The organism is Hydrogenophaga sp. 2FB (assembly GCF_005503365.1).
In the GTDB taxonomy this organism is placed as follows: domain Bacteria; phylum Pseudomonadota; class Gammaproteobacteria; order Burkholderiales; family Burkholderiaceae_C; genus Hydrogenophaga.
The window spans coordinates 48,999-68,699 of record NZ_SCML01000036.1; the positions used below are offsets into that span (position 1 = coordinate 48,999).

19 protein-coding genes are annotated in these 19,701 nt (G+C 67.8%); 11 read left to right on the forward strand and 8 right to left on the reverse strand.

Annotation, left to right across the window (positions count from 1 at the left end; genetic code table 11):
• Positions 1-51: 51 nt before the first annotated feature.
• The 4 genes from FFS09_RS20050 to fabG all read left to right on the forward strand — a co-directional run bounded on the left by FFS09_RS20050 (position 52) and on the right by fabG (position 3,276).
• Positions 52-1,242, forward strand: a complete 1,191-nt coding sequence (locus tag FFS09_RS20050; RefSeq protein ID WP_137920671.1) for a beta-ketoacyl-[acyl-carrier-protein] synthase family protein — start codon at positions 52-54, stop codon at positions 1,240-1,242.
• Between the two features lie 62 nt (positions 1,243-1,304).
• Complete coding sequence (locus FFS09_RS20055; RefSeq protein ID WP_252374443.1) at positions 1,305-2,108, forward strand: beta-ketoacyl synthase chain length factor; 804 nt, start codon at positions 1,305-1,307, stop codon at positions 2,106-2,108.
• On the forward strand, positions 2,108-2,539 hold the full coding sequence (locus FFS09_RS20060; protein WP_137920673.1) for a hotdog family protein: 432 nt from the start codon (positions 2,108-2,110) through the stop codon (positions 2,537-2,539). Before FFS09_RS20055 ends, FFS09_RS20060 begins: the two co-directional genes overlap by 1 nt.
• Before the next feature lie 17 nt (positions 2,540-2,556).
• Complete coding sequence (gene fabG / locus FFS09_RS20065) at positions 2,557-3,276, forward strand: 3-oxoacyl-ACP reductase FabG (RefSeq protein ID WP_137920674.1); 720 nt, start codon at positions 2,557-2,559, stop codon at positions 3,274-3,276.
• Between the two features lie 74 nt (positions 3,277-3,350).
• Here the strand turns inward: fabG and FFS09_RS20070 are convergent, their stop codons facing one another.
• The 3 genes from FFS09_RS20070 to FFS09_RS20080 are packed head-to-tail and all read right to left on the reverse strand — an operon-like array spanning position 3,351 to position 6,505.
• On the reverse strand, positions 3,351-4,268 hold the full coding sequence (locus tag FFS09_RS20070) for a dihydrodipicolinate synthase family protein (RefSeq protein ID WP_137920675.1): 918 nt from the start codon (positions 4,266-4,268) through the stop codon (positions 3,351-3,353).
• 34 nt (positions 4,269-4,302) lie between these two features.
• Positions 4,303-5,505: a mandelate racemase/muconate lactonizing enzyme family protein gene (locus tag FFS09_RS20075; RefSeq protein WP_137920676.1), complete on the reverse strand. Its 1,203-nt coding sequence runs from the start codon at positions 5,503-5,505 to the stop codon at positions 4,303-4,305.
• A gap of 34 nt (positions 5,506-5,539) precedes the next feature.
• Positions 5,540-6,505, reverse strand: a complete 966-nt coding sequence (locus tag FFS09_RS20080) for a Bug family tripartite tricarboxylate transporter substrate binding protein (protein ID WP_137920677.1) — start codon at positions 6,503-6,505, stop codon at positions 5,540-5,542.
• Between the two features lie 62 nt (positions 6,506-6,567).
• On the opposite strand from FFS09_RS20080, the gene FFS09_RS20085 reads away from it, so the two are divergent.
• Together FFS09_RS20085 and FFS09_RS20090 are read left to right on the forward strand one after the other, a co-directional pair.
• The gene (locus tag FFS09_RS20085) at positions 6,568-7,320 is read left to right on the forward strand and encodes a FadR/GntR family transcriptional regulator (protein ID WP_252374444.1); all 753 of its coding nucleotides are present in this window, start codon (positions 6,568-6,570) and stop codon (positions 7,318-7,320) included.
• A 56-nt stretch (positions 7,321-7,376) separates the two neighbouring features.
• Complete coding sequence (locus FFS09_RS20090; RefSeq protein ID WP_252374445.1) at positions 7,377-8,513, forward strand: phospholipase A; 1,137 nt, start codon at positions 7,377-7,379, stop codon at positions 8,511-8,513.
• Positions 8,514-8,541: 28 nt separating this feature from the next.
• On the opposite strand, the gene FFS09_RS20095 is transcribed toward FFS09_RS20090, so the two are convergent.
• Genes FFS09_RS20095 through FFS09_RS20115 form a run of 5 tightly spaced genes read right to left on the reverse strand, consistent with a single transcriptional unit; the run spans position 8,542 to position 13,683 of the window.
• Complete coding sequence (locus FFS09_RS20095) at positions 8,542-9,774, reverse strand: cation:proton antiporter (RefSeq protein WP_137920679.1); 1,233 nt, start codon at positions 9,772-9,774, stop codon at positions 8,542-8,544.
• Positions 9,771-10,544, reverse strand: coding sequence for a glycosyltransferase family 2 protein (locus FFS09_RS20100; RefSeq protein ID WP_137920680.1), 774 nt, complete (start codon positions 10,542-10,544; stop codon positions 9,771-9,773). The genes FFS09_RS20095 and FFS09_RS20100 overlap by 4 nt, the downstream gene beginning before the upstream one ends.
• Positions 10,545-10,547: 3 nt before the next feature.
• Positions 10,548-11,345: a lysophospholipid acyltransferase family protein gene (locus FFS09_RS20105; RefSeq protein ID WP_137920681.1), complete on the reverse strand. Its 798-nt coding sequence runs from the start codon at positions 11,343-11,345 to the stop codon at positions 10,548-10,550.
• A gap of 5 nt (positions 11,346-11,350) precedes the next feature.
• Complete coding sequence (locus FFS09_RS20110; RefSeq protein ID WP_137920682.1) at positions 11,351-12,349, reverse strand: chorismate transformation FkbO/Hyg5 family protein; 999 nt, start codon at positions 12,347-12,349, stop codon at positions 11,351-11,353.
• Positions 12,346-13,683, reverse strand: coding sequence for an NAD(P)/FAD-dependent oxidoreductase (locus tag FFS09_RS20115; RefSeq protein WP_137920683.1), 1,338 nt, complete (start codon positions 13,681-13,683; stop codon positions 12,346-12,348). Before FFS09_RS20115 ends, FFS09_RS20110 begins: the two co-directional genes overlap by 4 nt.
• Before the next feature lie 231 nt (positions 13,684-13,914).
• Between FFS09_RS20115 and FFS09_RS20120 the strand changes: the two genes are divergently transcribed.
• From FFS09_RS20120 to FFS09_RS20140, 5 genes are all read left to right on the forward strand, one after another.
• Entirely contained in the window at positions 13,915-14,343 is a 429-nt protein-coding gene (locus FFS09_RS20120) for a PaaI family thioesterase (RefSeq protein ID WP_137920684.1), read from the forward strand.
• A 138-nt stretch (positions 14,344-14,481) separates the two neighbouring features.
• Entirely contained in the window at positions 14,482-16,044 is a 1,563-nt protein-coding gene (locus tag FFS09_RS20125) for an acetate--CoA ligase (RefSeq protein ID WP_137920685.1), read from the forward strand.
• Positions 16,045-16,082: 38 nt separating this feature from the next.
• On the forward strand, positions 16,083-17,225 hold the full coding sequence (locus FFS09_RS20130) for an FAS1-like dehydratase domain-containing protein (protein ID WP_137920694.1): 1,143 nt from the start codon (positions 16,083-16,085) through the stop codon (positions 17,223-17,225).
• A gap of 3 nt (positions 17,226-17,228) precedes the next feature.
• The gene (locus FFS09_RS20135) at positions 17,229-18,443 is read left to right on the forward strand and encodes a CaiB/BaiF CoA transferase family protein (protein ID WP_137920686.1); all 1,215 of its coding nucleotides are present in this window, start codon (positions 17,229-17,231) and stop codon (positions 18,441-18,443) included.
• Positions 18,444-18,466: 23 nt separating this feature from the next.
• Entirely contained in the window at positions 18,467-19,429 is a 963-nt protein-coding gene (locus FFS09_RS20140) for a Bug family tripartite tricarboxylate transporter substrate binding protein (protein ID WP_137920687.1), read from the forward strand.
• The last annotated feature ends 272 nt before the right edge of the window (positions 19,430-19,701 follow it).

Sequence of the window (19,701 nt, forward strand, 5' to 3'; positions counted from 1 at the left end):
CGGCCGCGACCGGTCTGAGACAATGCGCGGTCGCGTTTTCCGAGCCCCACTTTGAAGCCTTTGTCATTAACCGCCACCACCGCCACCACCTGCCTGGGTGTGGGCCTGGCCGCCCACCGCGCGGCCTTGCACGACAACCGCAGCGGCCTGCAGCCCTGCACGTTCGAAACGGTGGACCTGCCGACCTGGGTGGGCGAGGTGCCCGGTGTGGACGACCACCCCCTGCCCGCCGCGCTGGCGCGCTACGAATGCCGCAACAACCGCCTGGCCCTGCTCGGGCTGCACGCCGACGGTTTTGAAGACCGGGTGCGCGCCGCCATCGCACGCCACGGCGCGGGGCGCGTGGGTGTCTTCATGGGCACCAGCACCTCCGGCATCCTGCAGACCGAACTCGCGTACCGCGAGCGCGACCCGGTCACCGGCGCGCTGCCCGCCGCGTTCGATTACGCGGCCACGCACAACCCGTATTCGGTGAGCGAGCTGCTGCGCGAACACCTCGGCATCACCGGCATGGCCGTCACCATTTCCACCGCGTGTTCGTCCAGCGCCAAGGTGTTCGCCGCCGCCGCGCGGCAACTGGAGCTGGGCACAATCGACGCGGCGCTGGTCGGGGGTGTCGACTCGCTGTGCCTGACCACGCTGTACGGTTTCGCCTCGCTGGAACTCACCTCGCGCGAGCCCTGCCGCCCCTGCGATGTGGACCGCGACGGCATCTCGATTGGCGAAGGCGCGGCCTATGCCTTGCTGGAGCGCGGCGACGCGGCCGAACCGGGCGCCGTGTGGTTGCTGGGCACCGGCGAGTCGAGCGACGCGTACCACATGTCCGCACCGCACCCCGAAGGCCTGGGCGCGCAACGGGCGATGCAGGCCGCGCTGCGCAGCGCCTCGCTGGACGCGGGCGCGATCGACTACATCAACCTGCACGGCACGGCCACGCCGGCCAACGACAGCGCCGAAGGCAAGGCCGTGGCCGCGCTGTTCGGCCCGCGCGTGCCCTGCTCGTCCACCAAAGGCGCGACCGGCCACACCCTGGGCGCGGCCGGCGCGGTGGAAGCGGTGCTGTGCGCGATCGCGCTGGTCGATGGCTTCGTGCCCGGCAGCCCCGGCACACGCACACTCGATCCGGCCATCCCGATCAACGTCCCGTTGCAAGGCGCGCCGGCACCCTTGCGCCACGCGCTCACCAACTCGTTTGGCTTCGGTGGCAGCAATTGCAGCCTGGTGCTGGGGGTGCGCGCATGAGCGCCGCACCGGGCCGTTCCCAAGCAAGCTCGCACCGCAGCCCGCAGGGCGAAGGTAGTCCAGTGAACGCTCCCGCCCCCTTGACCGCCTGGATCACCGGTGTGGGCTTCATTGCCCCCGGCCTGCCCGACTGGCCCAGCGCACGCGCCGTGCTGCGCGGCGAGCAGCCCTGGGTGTCCGCGCCCTCGGTGCTGCCGGCCCCGGCGATCCTGCCGCCGGCCGAGCGCCGCCGCGCCAGCCGCGTCATCAAGCTCGCGCTCGGGATTGGCCTGGAAGCCGCGGCGGGTGCCGATGTGTCGACCCTGGCCACCGTGTTCAGCGCTTCCGGCTCCGACGGCCACAACTGCCACGCGCTGTGCGAGCAACTGGCCACCGACGACCGCCACGTCTCGCCCACGCGCTTTCACAACTCGGTGCACAACGCGCCCGCGGGCTACTGGGGCATTGCCACGAAGTCGATGGCGCCCTGCCAGGTGCTCTGCGCTTTTGATGGCAGCTTCGGCGCGGGCCTGCTCGACACGCTGGCGCAGGTCGCGCTCGACCAGCAGGCCACGCTGCTGATGGCCTACGACAGCGAGTACCCCGAACCGCTGTTCGCCAAGCGCCCCGTGCCCGACTGCGCCGGCGTGGCGCTGCGCCTGGAACCGCAAGCGTCCGAACACGCACTGGCGCGCATCACCGCGTGGACCACCGAGGCGCCCGCGCCAACCTGGAACCACGCCACGCTCGAACCGCTGCGCGCGTCCATCCCGGCCCTGCGCGCCCTGCCCCTGCTCGAACAACTCGCGCAAGGCCACAGCGGCGAAGTCTGCCTGGACTACCTGCCCGGCCTGCAACTCGCGGTGCGGCTGGACGTGTTGACCTGATGGACAAGGCCTGGATCGCCGCGCGCATTCCCCACCAGGGCGACATGTGCCTGCTCGACGCGGTGGACGACTGGTCTGCCGACCACATCGTGTGCCGCGCCACCAGCCACGCCGACCCGAAGAACCCGCTGCGCGCGGCAGGGCGCCTGGGTGCCGCCAACGGCATTGAGTACGCGGCGCAGGCCATGGCGGTGCACGGCGCGCTGGTGGCCGACGCGAACACCGCGCCGCGCCAGGGTTACCTCACCAGCGTGCGCAGCGTCACCCTGCACGCCGACCGCCTCGATGATCTCGATGGCCCGCTGGGCGTGCGCGCCGAGCGCCTCTCGGGCGATGCGAACAACGTGCTCTACCGCTTCACCGTCCACCACGGCGACCGCTGCCTGCTCGAAGGCCGTGCTTCCGTTGTGCTGGACGCGCAAGCACTCTGAACAAGGAAGGAACTGCGATGAAACGAGCCCTCGTCACCGGCGGCAGCGGCGGCATCGGCGCGGCGATCTGCCAGCGCCTGGCCGCCGATGGCCACCACGTCATCGTGCACGCGCACCGCGCGCTGGACAAAGCCGAAGCCACCGCGCAAGCCATTCGCGACAGCGGCGGCAGCGCCGAAGCCGTGGCCTTTGACGTGACCGACCGCGACGCCTGCGCCACCGCGCTGGCCACGATCGTCGAAGCCGGCGCGGTGCAGATCCTGGTGAACAACGCCGGCATCCATGACGACGCGGTATTCCCCGGCATGAGCGGCGAGCAGTGGGACCGCGTGCTGGACGTGTCGCTCAACGGCTTCTACAACGTGACGCAGCCGCTCACCATGCCGATGATCCGCACGCGCTGGGGCCGCATCGTCACCATCACCTCCATCGCCGGCGTTATGGGCAACCGGGGCCAGGTGAACTACGCGGCCGCCAAGGGCGCGCTGCACGCGGCGAGCAAGTCGCTCGCGCTGGAGCTGGCCACACGCGGCGTCACCGTGAACGCGGTGGCGCCCGGCATCATCGAAACCGACATGAGCGCGGGCGCGTTCGATGCCGAGGCGATCAAGCGCCTGGTGCCGATGCAGCGCGCGGGCCGCGCCAACGAAGTGGCGGAACTGGTGGCGTTTCTGGCATCGGACAAAGCCGCTTACGTGAGCGGACAGGTGATCTCGATCAATGGGGCGATGGCTTGAGGGTTTGAAATCGCGGGGTTGCTCCTTCCCCCAGCGGGGGAGGGAGTGCAGAGGCGCGCTGACCCGAAGACCGGTTACACGGAAGCACCCCAGCCGCGCACCAGTTCTTTCAATGTCGACGACGCCTCCGGCGTCAACGGCCAGGCCGAGGGCGGCCGGGTTGCACCGCAGTCCAGCCCCATGAACGCCAGCGCCGCCTTGACGACGGTGACGTTGGTGCCGTTGTTCTCCTGCGCGCGCAGGGTCTCGAACGGCAGGACCGATTCGATCAGCACTTGTGCACCCGCGTAGTCACCCTTGTCCAGCGCGGCGTGGATTTCCATCGAGCGCTCGGGCAGCACATTGATCAGTCCCGACGTGAACCCACGCGCGCCGGCCGCGTACAACGCAGGCGCCCAGTTCTCCGCCAGGCCGTTCACCCAGGCCAGCCCGCGGTCTCGCGTGCGGCGGATGGCTTCGGACAGCAGCAGCGGCGTGGGCGACGCCCACTTCACGCCCACCACTTCGGGGATGGCGCACAGCGCTTCGATGGCCGCCAGGCCAATGTTCTCGTTGCGCAAATACAGCACCACGGGCAGGCCGTTGCCGGCCTCGGCCACGCGTTGCACATAGGCCACCACGCCGCGCGGGGACACGAACGGGTCGGGCGGCTGGTGCACCATGAGCGCGTCGGCGCCCGCGCGGTACGAGGCCGCGGCCAGGTCGCAGGCTTCTTCGATGCCGCGCCCCACACCGCCCAGCAGCGGCACGCGCCCTGCAATGTGTTCGGCGCTTGCCGCCACCATGGCCTCGGCTTCGCTGGCGCGCAGCGCGTAGTACTCGCTGGTGTTGCCGTTGGCCACCAGCACGTGCACCCCCGCCTGGATGGCGCGGTCCACGATGGGTTTTTGCAGGTCGGGGGCAATGCGGTTCTGCGCGTCGAAGGGCGTGACGAGAATGCCCGAGATGCCATCGAGTGCGGAGCGCACCGCGGCGCGGTCAAAAGTCGGCATGAAATGTTCCTGAGTCGATGGAGAAGTAAAGGGCTTAAACGTGCTCGGTGCGGCGAACGATCGCGGTCGGATCGTTGCGCACGGCGGGGCTGAGTGCGGTGCCCAGGCCCGGCTCGGTGGGCCGCGCCAGAAAGCCCCGGTCCAGCACCGGCAGCTCGGTCACCAGGTCGCGGTAGAAGGTGGCCATGAAGGCGCGCACGACTTCCTGGAAGATGGCGTTGGGCGAGGCCAGCGCCAGGTGCAGCGATGCCCAGAGGACCACGGGCCCGGTGCAGTCGTGCGGCGCGATGGGCTTCTGGTACGCATCGGCCAGGGTCGCGATCTTGCGCGCCTCGGTGATGCCGCCGCACCACGACAGGTCGGGCATCACGATGTCCACCGCGTCGGCGGCCAACAGGTCGCGGAACGCGCCTTGCGCCGCCAGCGTCTCGCTGCCGCACACCGGAATGCCCGAGAGCCGGCGGTAGTCGGCCAGCGCGCCGGGGCTGTCCATCTTGATCGGGTCTTCGGCCCAGAACGGCCGGTACTGCCGCAGCTCGCGCGCGATCGCCAGCGCCGAGGTGAGGTTCCACATGGAGTGCAGCTCGCACATGATCTCGATGCGGTCGCCCACGGCCAGCCGGATCTTCTCGAACACTTCGAGCCCCTGGCGCATCGAGGCGCCGCTCACGTACTGGCCATCGGTCTGCGCGGCGGCGCCGTCGAAGGGCCAGATCTTCATGGCGCCGAAGCCTTCGTCCAGCAGGCTCTGCGCGAGTTCGGCCGGGTTCTCGATGAAGGCGATCTGGTCGTCGTAGCGGCCGCGCACCTGCGATTGGCCGGGCTCGATCAGGCGGCGCTGGAGGCTCTTGCTGTTGTAGTCCACGCCCGCGCAGGTGTTGTAGACCCGCATGCGTTCGTGGCAGGCGCCGCCCAGCAACTGGTAGATCGGCTGGTCGGTAACCTTGCCGAAGATGTCCCACAGCGCGATGTCGAGTGCCGATGCGGCGCGCGTTTCCACACCGCTGCCATTGAAGCCGAGGTAACCGCGAAACAGCGTCTTGTGCAGGCGCTCGATGTCCAGCGGGTTCCGGCCCAGCACCAGTGGCGCGGCCATGGTGTGCAGATAGGTTTCGACCGCCGCCGCCCCGCGGAAGGTTTCACCCAGGCCGATGAGGCCGGCGTCGGTTTCGACCTCGACCCACACGAGGTTGGGCTGGTGAGGCAGGCGGAAGGTCTGGATCGCGGTGATCTTCATGGGGTCTTCGATGCGATGAAAGAAAGAGGTCGGCTCACTCGGCGGTGATCTTCTGGGCGCGGATGAGATCGGCCCACTTGTCGTGCTCCTGGCGCATGTGCTGGCCGAAGGACGCGGCACTGCCGCCGCCGGCACTGATGCCCGCTTCCTGCAGCGTCTTGCGCACGGTCGGGTCTTGCAGCGCGCGGTTGAACGCGGCATTGAGGCGCTCGACCACGGCGGATGGCGTGCCGGCCGGCGCGCCGATGGCGTACCAGGGCTCGATGATGAAACCCTTGTAGCCCAGCTCTTCCATGGTGGGCACCTCGGGCAGGTTGGCCGAGCGGGTCTTGCCGGTGACGGCCAGCGCCTTCACGCGGTTGCTCTTGATGAAGGGCAGGATGGAGGGCTCGTTGTCGAAGAACACCTGCACCTGCCCGCCGAGCAAGTCGGTGATGGCCGGGCCCGAGCCCTTGTAAGGCACGTGCAGCAGCGGAACGCCCGAGACCTTCTTGAGCATCTCGCCGCCCAGGTGGTTGGACGCGCCGACACCGGAGGACGCATAGCTCAACTGGCCGGCGCGCGCCTTGGCCAGCAGGTCGGGCAAGGTGCTGATACCGGTCTGTGGGCCGACCGTGAGCACGTTGATGGAGTAGCCGAGCAAGGCGACCGGCGCCACGTCCTTGAACAGGTCGTAGCCGGGGTTGGCGTACAGGCTGGCGTTCACCGCGCAGTTGCCGATGCTGCAGAGAAAGATGGTGTAGCCATCGGCCGGCGCTTTCACCGCCGCCACGGTGCCGATGTTGCCCGTGGCACCCGGGCGGTTGTCCACCACGATGGACTGGCCGAGGTCTTTCGCCGCGGCATTCGCAAACAGCCGCGACACCATGTCGCCCGTGCCGCCCGGGGGCACCGGCACGATCATGCGGATGGGCTTGTTGGGAAAGTCCTGCGCGCCGGCGGGCGTGAGGCCCAACGTGGCGGCAAGGGAAAGGGCCAATGTGATCCAGCTTCTGCGCATGGTTTGTCTCCAGGTGTGTTGTCGTCTACCGCGTGGCATTCATCCAATCATACGATGATTAAATGACGGAAGTCCAGCGGGCGTACCCGGCACGCGTGGTTATGCTCGGCGGCATGGCTCCTCCGCGTCTTCGAAATTTCCATCATCAACTGGTCGATGCCGTTGGGCGCGACATCGTGAGCGGCGCCTATCCGGAAGGCGCGCAGATGCCGACCGAGCCCCAGTTGGCCGAGGCCTATGGCGCGAGCCGCATGGTCGTGCGCGAGGCCATGAAGAGCCTGGCGGCCAAGGGCATGGTGTCGATCCGTCCGCGCACGGGCACGCACGTGCTGCCGCGTGCGCAATGGCACCTGTTCGACCCAGCGGTGCTCAGTTGGCACGGCGAGGCCGACTTCGACACCAGTCTGCTCGCCGACTTGCTGGAGTTGCGCCTGGCCATCGAGCCGCTGGCGGCCCGGCTGGCCGCCGCGCGCGCCAGCGAAGCGGATGTGGCCGAATTGCACAGCGCCTACAACGCCATGGCGGGGGCGGGCCGGCGCACCGACTACATCGAGGCCGACCTGCGCTTCCACGGCGCGGTGGTGCGGGCGTGCGGCAACGTGTTCATCCAGCAACTGGAAACGGCGCTGTCAGCGGTCTGGAAGACCAGCTTCCAGGCCTCCAGCAGCGCCACCGGCGCGCCCGACAGTGCGGCCTTGAAACTGCATCAGAAGCTGCTCGTCGCGATCGAGCGGCACGACGCCGCTGGCGCCGAAAAAGCCGTGCACGGCCTGATCGCTCGGGCCACCACGCGCATCGAAGGCCGAGCGACGTAACACCTTGTGGCAGGTGGCCGCTGACACGGTGGTAAGGTCATTCGATGCATCACCCTGTGAACCCCCGACGCGTGTCGGTCCCGTGCAACGCGACGCTGCTGCTGTGCGCCCTCGCCGCGGCCACCCCTGTGCTGGCGCAACCGGCCGCGACCTCCACGCTGGAACAATGCGCCGCCATTGGCGCCGCGACGGACCGCCTGAACTGTTACGACGCGCTGACCGGGCGCGCACCGGCGCCTGCAACCCCTGTGGCACAGCAGCCGTTCGCGGGTGAAGGCGCCACGACGGCCACGTCCCCGCCTTCGCAGCTCACGCAATCCGGAGGCCATCTGCCGCCGGACAGCACGTTCGCATCGGCATCGGCTTCCTCCAGCAGCCTGACCTCGAAGTTCTGGGAACTCGACCCCGCCGACAAGCGCGGCGTGTTCAACTTCGTGGGCTACCAGCCGAGCTACGTGCTGCCACTGCATGTCACTTCGCGGATCAACCGCGCCCCGCAGTCGCCGACGCAGGCGGCTGTGGCGCAGCCGGACAACCGGCGCGAGGAAGCGAAGTTCCAGCTTTCGCTGCGCACCAAGGTGCTGCAAAACGTCGGCCTGCCCGGCGGCGACCTGTGGGCGGCCTTCACGGTGCAGGCGATGTGGCAGGTCTACACCCACGCCGACTCGCGCCCGTTTCGCAACACCGACTACCAGCCCGAGCTGGTCTATGTGGTGCCGACGGCGCAACGGTTTCGCGCGTTGCCCTTCGGTTGGCAATGGCGCTACACCCAGTTGGGCGTGGCGCACCAGTCCAACGGACAGTCCGATCCTCTGTCGCGCAGCTGGAACCGCACCTACGTCGGCGCCGGCTTCGAGCGCGGCAACTGGACCTTCAGCACAAGGATCAACCACCGCCTGAGCGAGCGCCCCGAGAACAACAACAACCCCGATCTCGTGGACTACCGGGGCCGCGCGGAATTCAACCTCGGTTGGGCGAGCGGACTGCAGACCGTTTCGCTGCACCACCGCACCAGCCTGCGCGGCGGCAACACAGGGAGCAGCCAGCTCGCATGGACCTACCCGGTGTCGCGCGATCAACCCAACGGGCTGCGCTGGTATGTGCAGCTGTTCAGCGGTTATGGCGAGACGCTGTCGGACTACAACTTCCGCCAGACCAGTGTGGGCGCGGGGGTGAGCTTCCTGCAGTTCTGAGCCGCCGACCAGGCGGCCGCACACGGCGCTAAGCCGGCTTCGCGAGCACGCCCGCGTCCTTCGCCTCCACGGCAGACATCCTGTGCCCGGCCCGCCGCAACTTCGGCTCCACGATCGGTACCGTCAGCATCGTGCTGGCCACCGCCATCAGCAGCAGCGCGGTGAAGGTGTCGTTGGTGATCAGGTGTTTGTCGAGCAGGACGTTGACGAAGATGATCATGATCAGCGCCTTGGTCTGCAACAACCAACCGATGATGGAAGCTTCGCCCGGGCCCCACTTCAGCACCCGGCCCGCCACGTGCACGCCCAGCAGCTTGCCGCCGATCGACGCCACCAGCAGCACCGCCGCGATGCCGAACACGGCCATGCCGCCCACGTCCCAATTCGTGCGCAGGCCGGTGGAGATGAAGTACACCGGCATGATCACCAGCAGCACGTTGTGGCGCAGCTGGTCGAGCTTCTTCTGATCGAACCAATCGGCGTCCATGACCACGCCCGCGAGGAACGCGCCCACCATGTAGTGCAGGCCGGCCCAGTCGGCACCGAAGGCGCAGACCGCGAGCCAGATCAGGCTGACGGCCCAGCGGTCGTTGGCGGGCAGGCGGCGCATCAGGTGGCGGAAGGCCCAGCTCAGGACCACGAAGGCCACCAGGAAAGCGCCCTGTCGGCCCACGCGCGTCCAGTCCATCAGGATCAACGCGAGCACGCCCCAGATGGCGATGTCGTCCAGGCTGGCGTAGCGCAGGATGCGCTGGCCCAGCGGGTGGCGCAGCACCTCCAGCTTTTCCATCAGCAGGATCAGGATCGGCAACGCGGTGACGGCACAGGCCATGCCCACGCCCGCGACGAATTGCCACGGCCGTGCGGCCTCGCCGATCCAGCCCGGCATGTCGAGCATGAACAGCGCCGCGGCGCTGCCCAACAGCAGGGGCGCGCCCAGCGCGAGCCCCGCCGTGATGCCGCTCTCGCGCCGGTGCTTCCACGCCTGCTTCAGATCGAGCTCGGTGCCCGCGATCATCACGAACAGCATCACGGCCCACCACGCAATGCCGTTGAGCGACTGGATCACCGCGGGGTTGAAGACGAACTGGTGGAACTCGGGGTAGGCCTTGCCGAGCACGCCCGGCCCGAGCAGGATGCCGGTGATGATCTGCACCACCACCAGCGGCGCCCAATAGTCGGTGCGCCCCAGGCGCCAGATGAGCCAGGGCACGGTGAAGATGATCGCCATGGCGATCAGGAAGATTTCGGTCGTGTTCATGTCTTGTTGTCGCTCCCTTGAAGTCGACGCCACAACAGCAGCGGCAGTCGCATGACGAAACCCGTGAACAAGCGCGTGTGCATGCCGCTCAGCAGCAGGTTGTCGCGCACGTATTTGAAATGCGAGACACCGCCTTCCTGCGGCGTGAAGTAGCGCACCGGCGCGTCGATGTTGATCGGGCGCACGCCCGCCCAGCACAGGCGCACCACGGCTTCGGGATCGAAGTCGAAGCGGCGCATGAAGCTGGTGCTCTGCATCACGCGCACCAGCGGCGCGATCGGGTAGACGCGAAAACCGTAGAGCGAATCGCCGATGCCGAAGCTCAGCGTTTCCAGGTTCGCCCAGCCGTTGGAGAGCTTGCGTCCCATCACCCGCACCCAGGGTGCCTCCGCCCCGAACACCGGCTTGCCCAGCACCATGGCGTCGGGCGCGGCCAACGAGGCGGCCATGAAGGTGGGGATCAGCGTCTCGGGGTGCTGGCCGTCGGAGTCCATGGCGAGCGCGTGCGTGAAGCCGGCCTGCGCCGCGAGCGTGATGCCGTGCAGCACCGCCGCGCCCTTGCCCTGGTTCCGCGGCAACACGATCACGCGCAGGCCCGGGTCGCGCCGGGCCTCCTCGTTGAGCCAGTCGGCCGAACCGTCGGTGCTGCCATCCACCACGACCCACACCGGTGTCCATTGCGTGCGCGCGGCGCGCACCGTGTCCAGCACCTTGCGGCCTGGGTTGTAGCTGGGAATGAGGACCAGGTGCGAGGTGCTGGATGCGGGCATGTGTCAGGCGGCGGCGGTCGAGGCGGTCGGTGTAGCGGAAGGGGCGAGCTCGGCGCGGAAATAGGCTTCCAGCTCGGCGGTGAAGGCGCGCGCATCGTGGGGCACGTCGAAGCGTTTGCCCAAACGGATGCGGCAGGTCAAGGGCAGACGGGGCTTGCGCCACAGCGGCCAACCCTTGCCCAGGTAGGGGCTGGAGAATTCGACGATCAGGGTCTGCACCGGCACACGGGCGCGGGTGGCGATCAGCGCGGTCGAACGCGACAAGGGGTTGAGCGGGTTCGCGGGGTAGCCCAGGGTGCGCGTGCCCTCGGGGAAGATCACCACCTGCGCGCCCTGCTCCAGTTCGCGGCGGCAACTGAGCACGGCGCTGAGCAGGTGGTCGTTGCGCACATACCGCGCCATGCGCGCGCCCGCGCCGAACAAGGGGTTGTCCATGATGTCGGCCTTCATGAAGCAGACCGCATTGGGCAGGCGCGAAGTGATCAGCACGGCGTCGAGCAGCGAGGGGTGGTTGGCCGCGATCACCATCGGCCCCTGGTCGCGCAGCTGGTCGATGGCGGCGAGGTCGAAACGGCACGCGCACAGCGTGCGCAAGATGCCAACGTAGAGGCCGAAGCCGCGCATGATGGCCTGGCGGCCGAGCCAGCGCCCAGCGCGGTGCGGCAGCACCGGGTGCAGCGCAATCGCCAGGGGTGTCCAGCTCAGGCACACGAGCGCCAGCGAGCTCAGGCCCACGACCATGGCGATGTGCTCGTACACGCTCCACAGCGGCGAGGTGGAGTGGGGCTGCGTGTGGTTCATGGCACTCACAGCGCGTGCACCGCCTGTGACTCGATCTCGACCAGCAGATCGGCGCGGCACACGTCGGCCTGCACGAACACCACGGCCTGATCGCCCAGCAGCGGCTGGAGCGCGCGTTGCACCGTGTCGCTGTCGCCGGCGTGGCGCACATAGACGCGGTGGCTCAGCCCACGCAGCGAGAACGGCTGCGCCGAGCGCGCGCGGCGGTTGGCTTCCCGCACCACGCTTTCCAGGTTGCGCACGGTCTCCAGGCACTGCGCCGCCACGTCGTTGTTGTGCAGGGTTTCGTGGCCGACGATGCTGGCCGTGCCGGAGATGAACAGCGCTTCCTGCCCCGGCGGGTACACCAGCGCGGCGCGCGAGAACGTGGGCGCGCGCGGACCGTACTGCGGCGGGTAGGCCCAGGCGCTCACCTGGCGCGGGTTCTCCACCGTCACCACGGGCGACGCGCCGGCCATGAAGGCCACCGAGAGCGGGCCTTCGCGCACGCCGAGCGCGCACGCCGCCGGCACCTGGCCGCCGGTTTCCTGGCGCGCCTGCACGAAGGCGTCGTAACGGCCCTGGTTGAACTGGCGGTAGCGCTCCAGGCCGTGGCTGTCTTCGTTGATGCGCGCGATGTAGTTCCAGACGCGCCAGAGGTGCGGGAGCTGCTGTTCGCGCAGCAGGCAAAAGAGGCGTTCGTACAGCACCCGGCTGGTCGCTTGCAGCGGGGGCACGCCGGGCTGTGCCGGGTCCTCGGTTTCATCCAGTTCGATGACGCCGTAAAGCACCTGTTCATTGCGGCACCACTGGATACCGTGGTCCCTGCCTTGCTGCAGCGCGCCGTCGGTGGACCAGCATTCGCGCAGCGAGGTCTCGCTGGACGACAGCAAGGGCGCCAGCAGGTGTTGCTGCGGCCAGGCGACAGCGTGGGTGCCGGGCGCGGTGCCCACGAGCACCCCACCCAGTTCTTTTCCGTTGGCGCGGCCGTCGGCCGTGCGCCAGATCTCGTATTGCAAAGTCACGTGGGATGGGCTTGTACGGCCTCGTCGGTCGGTCGGATGTTGCGGCGGCGGTTGCGCCAGGCGTTGAACGCGCGCCGCGGCTGGGTGATGTTGGCGATGAAGTACAGGGTCTTGAAGATGAACATCGAACGCCCGATCGGCGCGTTGCCATACACGTCACCCGCCAGCGTGGAGAGCAGCGCTTCCTTCACACGGAAGATGTTGCGCGGCCCCATGAAGAAGTCTCGCATGATGGGGTTGGTCACGCGGTAGATGAACCACGAGAAGGCTTTGGGGCCATGGCGGCTCTGGCGGTCAAAACGCTTGAGCGCGGCGCGCGCCTGAGAGGGGTTGCGCAAGCAGGTGTCGATGGTTTCCGCGCCGAGCTCGCCGCCGATCATGGCCAGCCAGACGCCCGAGGAAAAGACCGGATCGATGAAGGTATAGGCGTCGCCCACCATCAGGTAGTTCTCGCCATGGTTGCGCTGCGCGGAATAGGAGAAGTTGCCGGTGGCTTCCACCGGGCTCACCAGGGACGCGTCTTTCAGGCGCTCGGCCAGGCCCGCGCAACTCGCGATGTTGTCCATCAGGAACTGCTGCACGCTGCGCCCCTGGCGCGTTTTCATGTGGTACGGCCAGGTCACCATGCCCACGCTGGTGGCGCCGCCCGTGAGCGGGATGAACCAGAACCAGCCGTGGTCGAACCAGAAGATGGTGATGTTGCCCTCGGCCATGCCCTCGTTGCGCCGCGCGTTGGCAAAGTGGCCGTACACCGCCGCGCTGTTGTGGCTGGGGTTGCGCTCCTTGATCTTGAAACGGGAGGCAAGAAATGTGTCACGCCCGGAAGCGTCGACGAGAAACTTCGCGTCCCACACCACCTCGCGGCCGTCGTCGTGCCGGGCCTGCACGCGCACCGAGCGGTCGGGCAGGAATTCCACCGAGCGCGCCTGGCAGCCTTCGTGCACCTCGGCACCTTGGCGCTGGGCGTTGCGCACCAGGATTTCGTCGAACTCGGCGCGCCGCACCTGGTACGCGTACGGCATGGACTTGTCCCACGCGTCGGCGAACTCGAAAGACTGCGTGTGCGCGTGGTGCGGCGAGACAAACTCGGCGCCCGGCTTGTATTGCCCGATGGCGCGCACCTCGTCGGCCACGCCCAGGCGTTCCAGCAAGGGCAGGTTGGCCGGCAGCAGCGATTCGCCGATGTGAAAGCGCGGGTGGTGCTCCTTCTCCAGCACCACGACATGGTGGCCCTTTTGGGCCAGCAAGGGCGAAATGGTGGAACCGGCGGGGCCCGCGCCGATCACGAGCACGTCGCAGCTGCGGTGTTCGATTCCCTGTGGATTCTGGTTCATGTGGAGATCCCTTGAAGACCCTGGAGTGTGCCTGCTGCGCGGTGCCATGGATGTGGGAAAAATTGTACCGAGCGTACGCCGAAGGTTGTAACCGAATGGGGGCGTGCGGGGCCCATGGTTGGGCGATGTCGAAGGGGCATCAACAATTGTCCATGCGCAATTTTGATTCGACAAAGACAATAATCGAAGACATCCGTTACCCCCCAAAACCAGCCCTCGGAGACCCGCGCCATGACCGACGAACACACACGCATTCGCCTTGAGGCCACGAACTGGACCGTGCGCACGCTGAAGGGTTTCATCGAACAGGCCGGGCCCTTGTGGACGCGCCGTGAAGACGGTGGTTGGGCGTACGGCCTGCTGTGCGACGCCACGCACCTCAACCCCGCCGCGCGCATGCACGGCGGCGCGCTGGTGACCCTGCTGGACCACGCCATCAGCACGGTGGCCTGGGAGGCCTGCGAGCGCGCGCCCTGCGTCACCTTGCAGCTCGACACGCAGTTTCTCGGCGCGGTGCGCGAAGGCGAGTTCGCCGAGGCCCGGGCGGGTGTGTCGCACAAGACCGGCGGCCTGGTCTTCATGCGCGGTGCCGTGACCGTCGACGGCCAACCCGTGCTGATGGCACAGGCCATTCTCAAAGTCCTGCCCACCACGCGCTGAACGGCGGCACACCGCGCGCCTCTTCGGCGTTTTTTTTCGTCCATTTTTTGTTTGTCTATGTACAAATCAATGTGCCTATTGACAAACATGGTGGTTTGCTCCGAAACTGCACCCAGACCCAACCGACGAGCGAGACCCATGAAACAACTGACCGACTTCACCAGCTACGCCGACGCGCAGGCGAACTTTTCGCCCGAGCGACTCTGGGATCTTTTTGAAGGGGACCGGGCGTTCTTCAACATCGCCCACGAGTGCATCGACCGGCATGCGGCGTCGGGGCGGGACGCGGTCATCGTGGTGCACGCCGACGGCGACGACGAGGTGCTGGGCTTCGCGGATCTGGCGGCGGATTCGTCGCGCTTCGCGCACTACCTGGAACAGCGCGGCGTGCAGCCCGGCGACCGCGTGGCGATCATGCTGGACCCGTCGCGCGCCTTCTACACCGCCATGTTCGGCGTCATCAAGCGCGGTGCCATCGCGGTGCCCATGTTCACGCTGTTCGGCCCCGACGGCATCCGCCTGCGCGTCAACGATTGCCAGCCCAGGCTGTTGATCACCAACGCGCAGAAGGCCGATGTGGCGAAGTCCATCGACGGCACCGAGGCCGTGGTGGTCGACGCGGATTTCCAGCACGCCCTCCAGGCTTTCCCGGCCACCTACGAAGTGACCTCGAAGGCAGACGACCTGGCGGTGTTCCAGTACACCTCCGGCACCACGCGCGAACTGCCCGAGGCGGTGAAGCACACGCACCGCGCGCTCGTCACGCTGATGGTGGCCGCGCTCTACGGCACCGGCCTGCGCCCGGGCGACCGCTTCTTCTGCCCGTCGTCCCCGGCCTGGGGCCATGGCCTGTGGCACGGCACGCTGGCGCCGCTCGCGCTGGGCCTGACCATCGGCGCCTACAGCGGCCGCTTCAAGCCCGAGCGCCTGCTGCAGGCCTTGAGCGAACACCGCTTCACCAACATGTCGGCCGCCGCGACCCACTACCGCATGATGAAGAACTGCGGCCAGGCCGATCGGCACAGCTTCGCCTTCGAGAAGCTGTCGTTCACCGGCGAGCCGATCGACGACGACACCTCGAAATTCATCTCCAGCACCTTCGGCCTGGAGGTCTGCAGCATGTACGGCACGACCGAGATCGGCGTGGTGCTGGTCAGCTACCCCGGCGCGGCGGACTTCGCCGTCAAGCGCGGCTCGCTCGGCAAGGCCGTTCCCGGCACGCGCATCGAAGTGCACGATCCGAACGGCCAGGTGTGCGCGGTCGGTGAGACCGGGCAGCTGATGGTGATGCGCCGCGGTGAATGGATTCCCACCAAGGACCTGGGCCGCCTCGACGAAGACGGCTACTTCCACCACGGTGGCCGCGCCGACGACGTGATCATTTCCGCCGGCTGGACCATGAGCGCGGTCGAGATCGAGAACGTCGTGCTCATGCACCCCGACGTGCTGGAAGCCGCCGCGATCGGTGTGCCCGACGAGGTGCGCGGCCAGGTGGTGAAGGCCTTCGTGGTCAGCCACCGCGGTGCCGGCGAAGCCTTCGTTGAAGAAATACAGACGCTGGTGCGCAACAAGCTCAGCCAGCACGAGTACCCGCGTCACGTGGCGTTCGTCACCGAACTTCCCAAGACACCCGCCGGCAAGGTGCATCGCAAGGTCCTTCGGGAGCGCGAAGCCGCCACCGCCGTCGCGGCCCTTCATTGACCCTTTTTTCACCCACAGGAGACACATCCATGTCCGACATGTCCGATATCCCCCAGCGCAGTTTTCCGAAGATCACCGAGAGCGGGCTCGACGACCTGCGCCAGCGCCTGGGCGTCAAGATCACCCAGATGGCCGAGCCCTGGTGCTTCGAGGCCACGCGCGACAACATCCGCCACTACGCGCACGGCATCGGCGACGACAACCCGCTGTGGTGCGACCCCGACTACGCCGCGAAGACGCACTACGGCGGCATCGTCGCGCTGCCCAGCTTCCTGTTCTCCACCAGCCGCATCGTCTCGGGCTACGTGGGCGGCCTGCCGGGCGTGCACGCGATGTGGTCGGGCGCGGACTGGACCTGGCACAAGCCGGTTCGCCGCAACGACGAGATCCGCACCGAGGCCTACCTGAAGGACCTGGTCGAACACCAGACGCGCTTTGCCGGCCGCGCGGTGCAACAGATCTACCACGTCGACTTCTTCAACCAGCAGGGCGACAAGGTGGCCGAGGCCGACAGCTGGTGCTTCCGCACCGAGCGCGACCATGCGCGCGAGGTCGGCACCAAGTACCAGGACGTGCGTTCGCGCGCGCCGCGCCGCTACAGCGACGAAGAACTGGCCGAGGCCTACAAGCTCTACCGCGAAGAAGAAATTCGGGGCGCCACGCCGCGCTACTGGGAAGACGTGAAGGAAGGTGAAGACCTGCCGACCATGTTCAAGGGCCCGATGACGGTGACCGGCTTCATTGCCTATGCGCAGGGCTGGGGCGGCCTCTACATCAAGGCCAACAAGATGGCCTGGAAGCTCATCGACGCGCACCCGGGCGTCGGCATCAAGAACCGCTTCGGCATTCCCGACGTGCCCGAGCGCGTGCACTGGGAAGAGGACTTCGCGCTGGAAGTGGGCGCGCCGGGGGCGTACGACTATGGCCCGGAACGCACCTCCTGGTTGACCCACCACATGACCAACTGGATGGGAGACGCCGGCTTCCTGCACAAGGCCAGCTGCAAGATCCGCCGCCACAACCCCGAGGGCGACATGCTCTTCATCAAGGGCAAGGTCAAGCGCAAGTTCATCGAAGACGGCCAGCACATGGTCGAGATCGAACAGGAGGCGCGCAACCAGGACGACGAACTGTCCGTGCTCGGCAGCGGTGTGGTGGTGCTGCCCTCGCGCGGAAAGTAAGAAATGAAGGACTCGTCCTCCGGCAACGGCGCGCTCCAGGGTCTGAAGGTCGTGGACCTGACCCGGGTGCTGGCCGGCCCGCTCTGCACGCAGATCCTCTCGGACCAGGGTGCGGACGTGGTGAAGGTCGAACCGCCGAGTGGGGACGAGACGCGCCGGCTCGGGCCGCCTTTTGACAGCGCCGGCAGCGCGGCGTACTTCGCCGCGCTCAACCGCGGCAAGCGCTCCATCAGCCTGGACCTGTCGAAGCCGCAGGCGCAAGAGGTGCTGCACCGCCTGCTGTCCGACGCCGACGTGCTGGTGGAGAACTTCCTGCCCGGCACCATGGAACGCTGGGGCCTGGGCTACGAGCAGACCCTGGCGGCGCGGTACCCGCGCCTCATCTACTGCAGCATCACGGGCTTCGGCCGGGACGGTCCGCTGGGCGGCCTGCCGGGCTACGACGCGGTGCTGCAGGCCTTGTGCGGCCTGATGAGCGTGAACGGCGATCCGGCCAGCGGCGCCACGCGCATCGGCATTCCGGTGGTGGACCACCTCACCGGCTACGTGGCCCTGTCCGGCATCCTGATGGCCCTGCATGCCCGAACACGCGAAGGTGTGGGCCAGCGCATCGAGGCCGCGCTCTTCGACACCGCCTTGAGCCTGTTGCTGCCGCAGGCATCGAACTGGTTTTCGTCAGGCGAAGCGCCCTCGCTGCTGGGCAGCGCGCACCCCAACATCGCCCCCTACGAAAAATTCAAGGCGCGCGATGGCGAGCTCTTTCTCGGCATCGTCAACGATGGTCAGTTCCGGCGCTTTTGCGGTCTGGTCGGGCTCGACGATCTGGCGGCGGACGAGCGCTTCACGTCCAACGCGGGGCGGCTCACCCACCGCGCGGTGTTGAAGCAAGCGATCGAATCGACCACCGCCGACCTGGCCTGTGGCCCGCTCTGCGAGTCGCTCATGCGGGCCGGCGTGCCGGCCGGGGTGGTGTCGTCGGTGCCCCAGGCCATGGCGCACCCGCACGCCACGCACCGCGAGATGCTGGTGCGGCGCGGCGACTACACCGGCGTGCGTTCGCCCATGCGCCTGTCCGGCACGCCGGGCACACCGGGCAACGCGCCGCCCGCGCTGGCGCAGGACACCAGCGAGATCCTGAAGGGTCTGGGCTTCTCCAGCGAAGAGATGTTGCACCTGAGCCGCTCGGGTGCCGCGCCCACCCCCCGTTGTTCGTCATAAATTCAACCCTGGAGACAAAAACCATGAAACTGCTTTCCGCCATCCTTGGCCTGACCTGCGCCCTGTTGACGGTGCCGTCCGCGCAGGCGCAGCCCTACCCCCACAAGCCCGTGCGCATCATCGTGGCGTACGCCGCCGGACAAGGCACCGACATCGCCACGCGCTACCTCGCCGAGCAACTGTCGAAAGACCTGGGGCAGCCCATCGTGATCGACAACCGGCCCGGCGCCGGGGGCAACCTCGGCACCGACCTGGCCGCCCAGGCCGAGGCCGACGGCTACACGCTGACCATGGGCACGAACGCCACCCACGTGCTCAACCAGTACCTCTATGCGCAGCTGGCCTTCGACCCGGAGAAGAGCTTCGAGCCGATCGCGCTCGTGGGCACCTTCCCGATGGTGCTCGCGGTGAACGCCGGTTCGACGCTGAAGAGCGTCAACGACCTGCTGGCCCTGGCGCGCAAGGGTGGGCGCGAGGCCGACATCGGCCTGCCCAGCACCACCGCACGCCTGGTGGTGGAGTTGTTGAAAGACCGCAGCGGCGTGGCGCTGTTCAGCGTGCCCTACAAGGGATCGGGCAACGCCATGACCGATGTGCTGGGCGGGCAGGTGCCGGTGATCGTCGACACCCCGACGGCCTTGCGCGCTCAACTCGCCGCGGGCAAGGTGCGCGCGCTGGCGGTAACGTCGGGCAAACCCAGCGGCCTGGTGCCCGGTGTGAAGACCGTGGCCGAACAAGGCGTGGCGGGCTTCGAGGTGGTGGCCTGGAATGCGCTCTACGCGCCGCGCGGCACGCCGGCCGCGGTGATCGCGCTGTGGAACGCGGCGATCAACAAGGCGCTGACCCGACCCGAGACACGCCAGCGCCTGCTGGAGCTGGGCTTTGACCCGGCGGGCGGCACGCCGGCGAACCTGGCGGACTTTGCGAAGGCCGAGCGCGCGAAGTGGCAGCCGCTGATCAAGACGGCCGGCATCAAGCTGGACTGAAACCGGAGGGCGACTGACCTTCGGGAAGAAAGTACGTCGGTGGATCAGCAAGTCCAGCGCGCTGACCATGGCGCCCAGTGGCCATGGTCAAAGTCTTTGACTCGAATTTGCACTCTCAGTTGGCATAGGCCGCGAACGCGTTGAAGCTAGACTTCGGCAATCGGCCGAGGCTGTGTGGAAACGCCTGCGGGATCTTAGTATGCCGAACCGTCGCGCTGCGATGGGCTTGCAAACCGTAAATGCCATCCAGTAGTCGTGATTGCGGCGTTGAC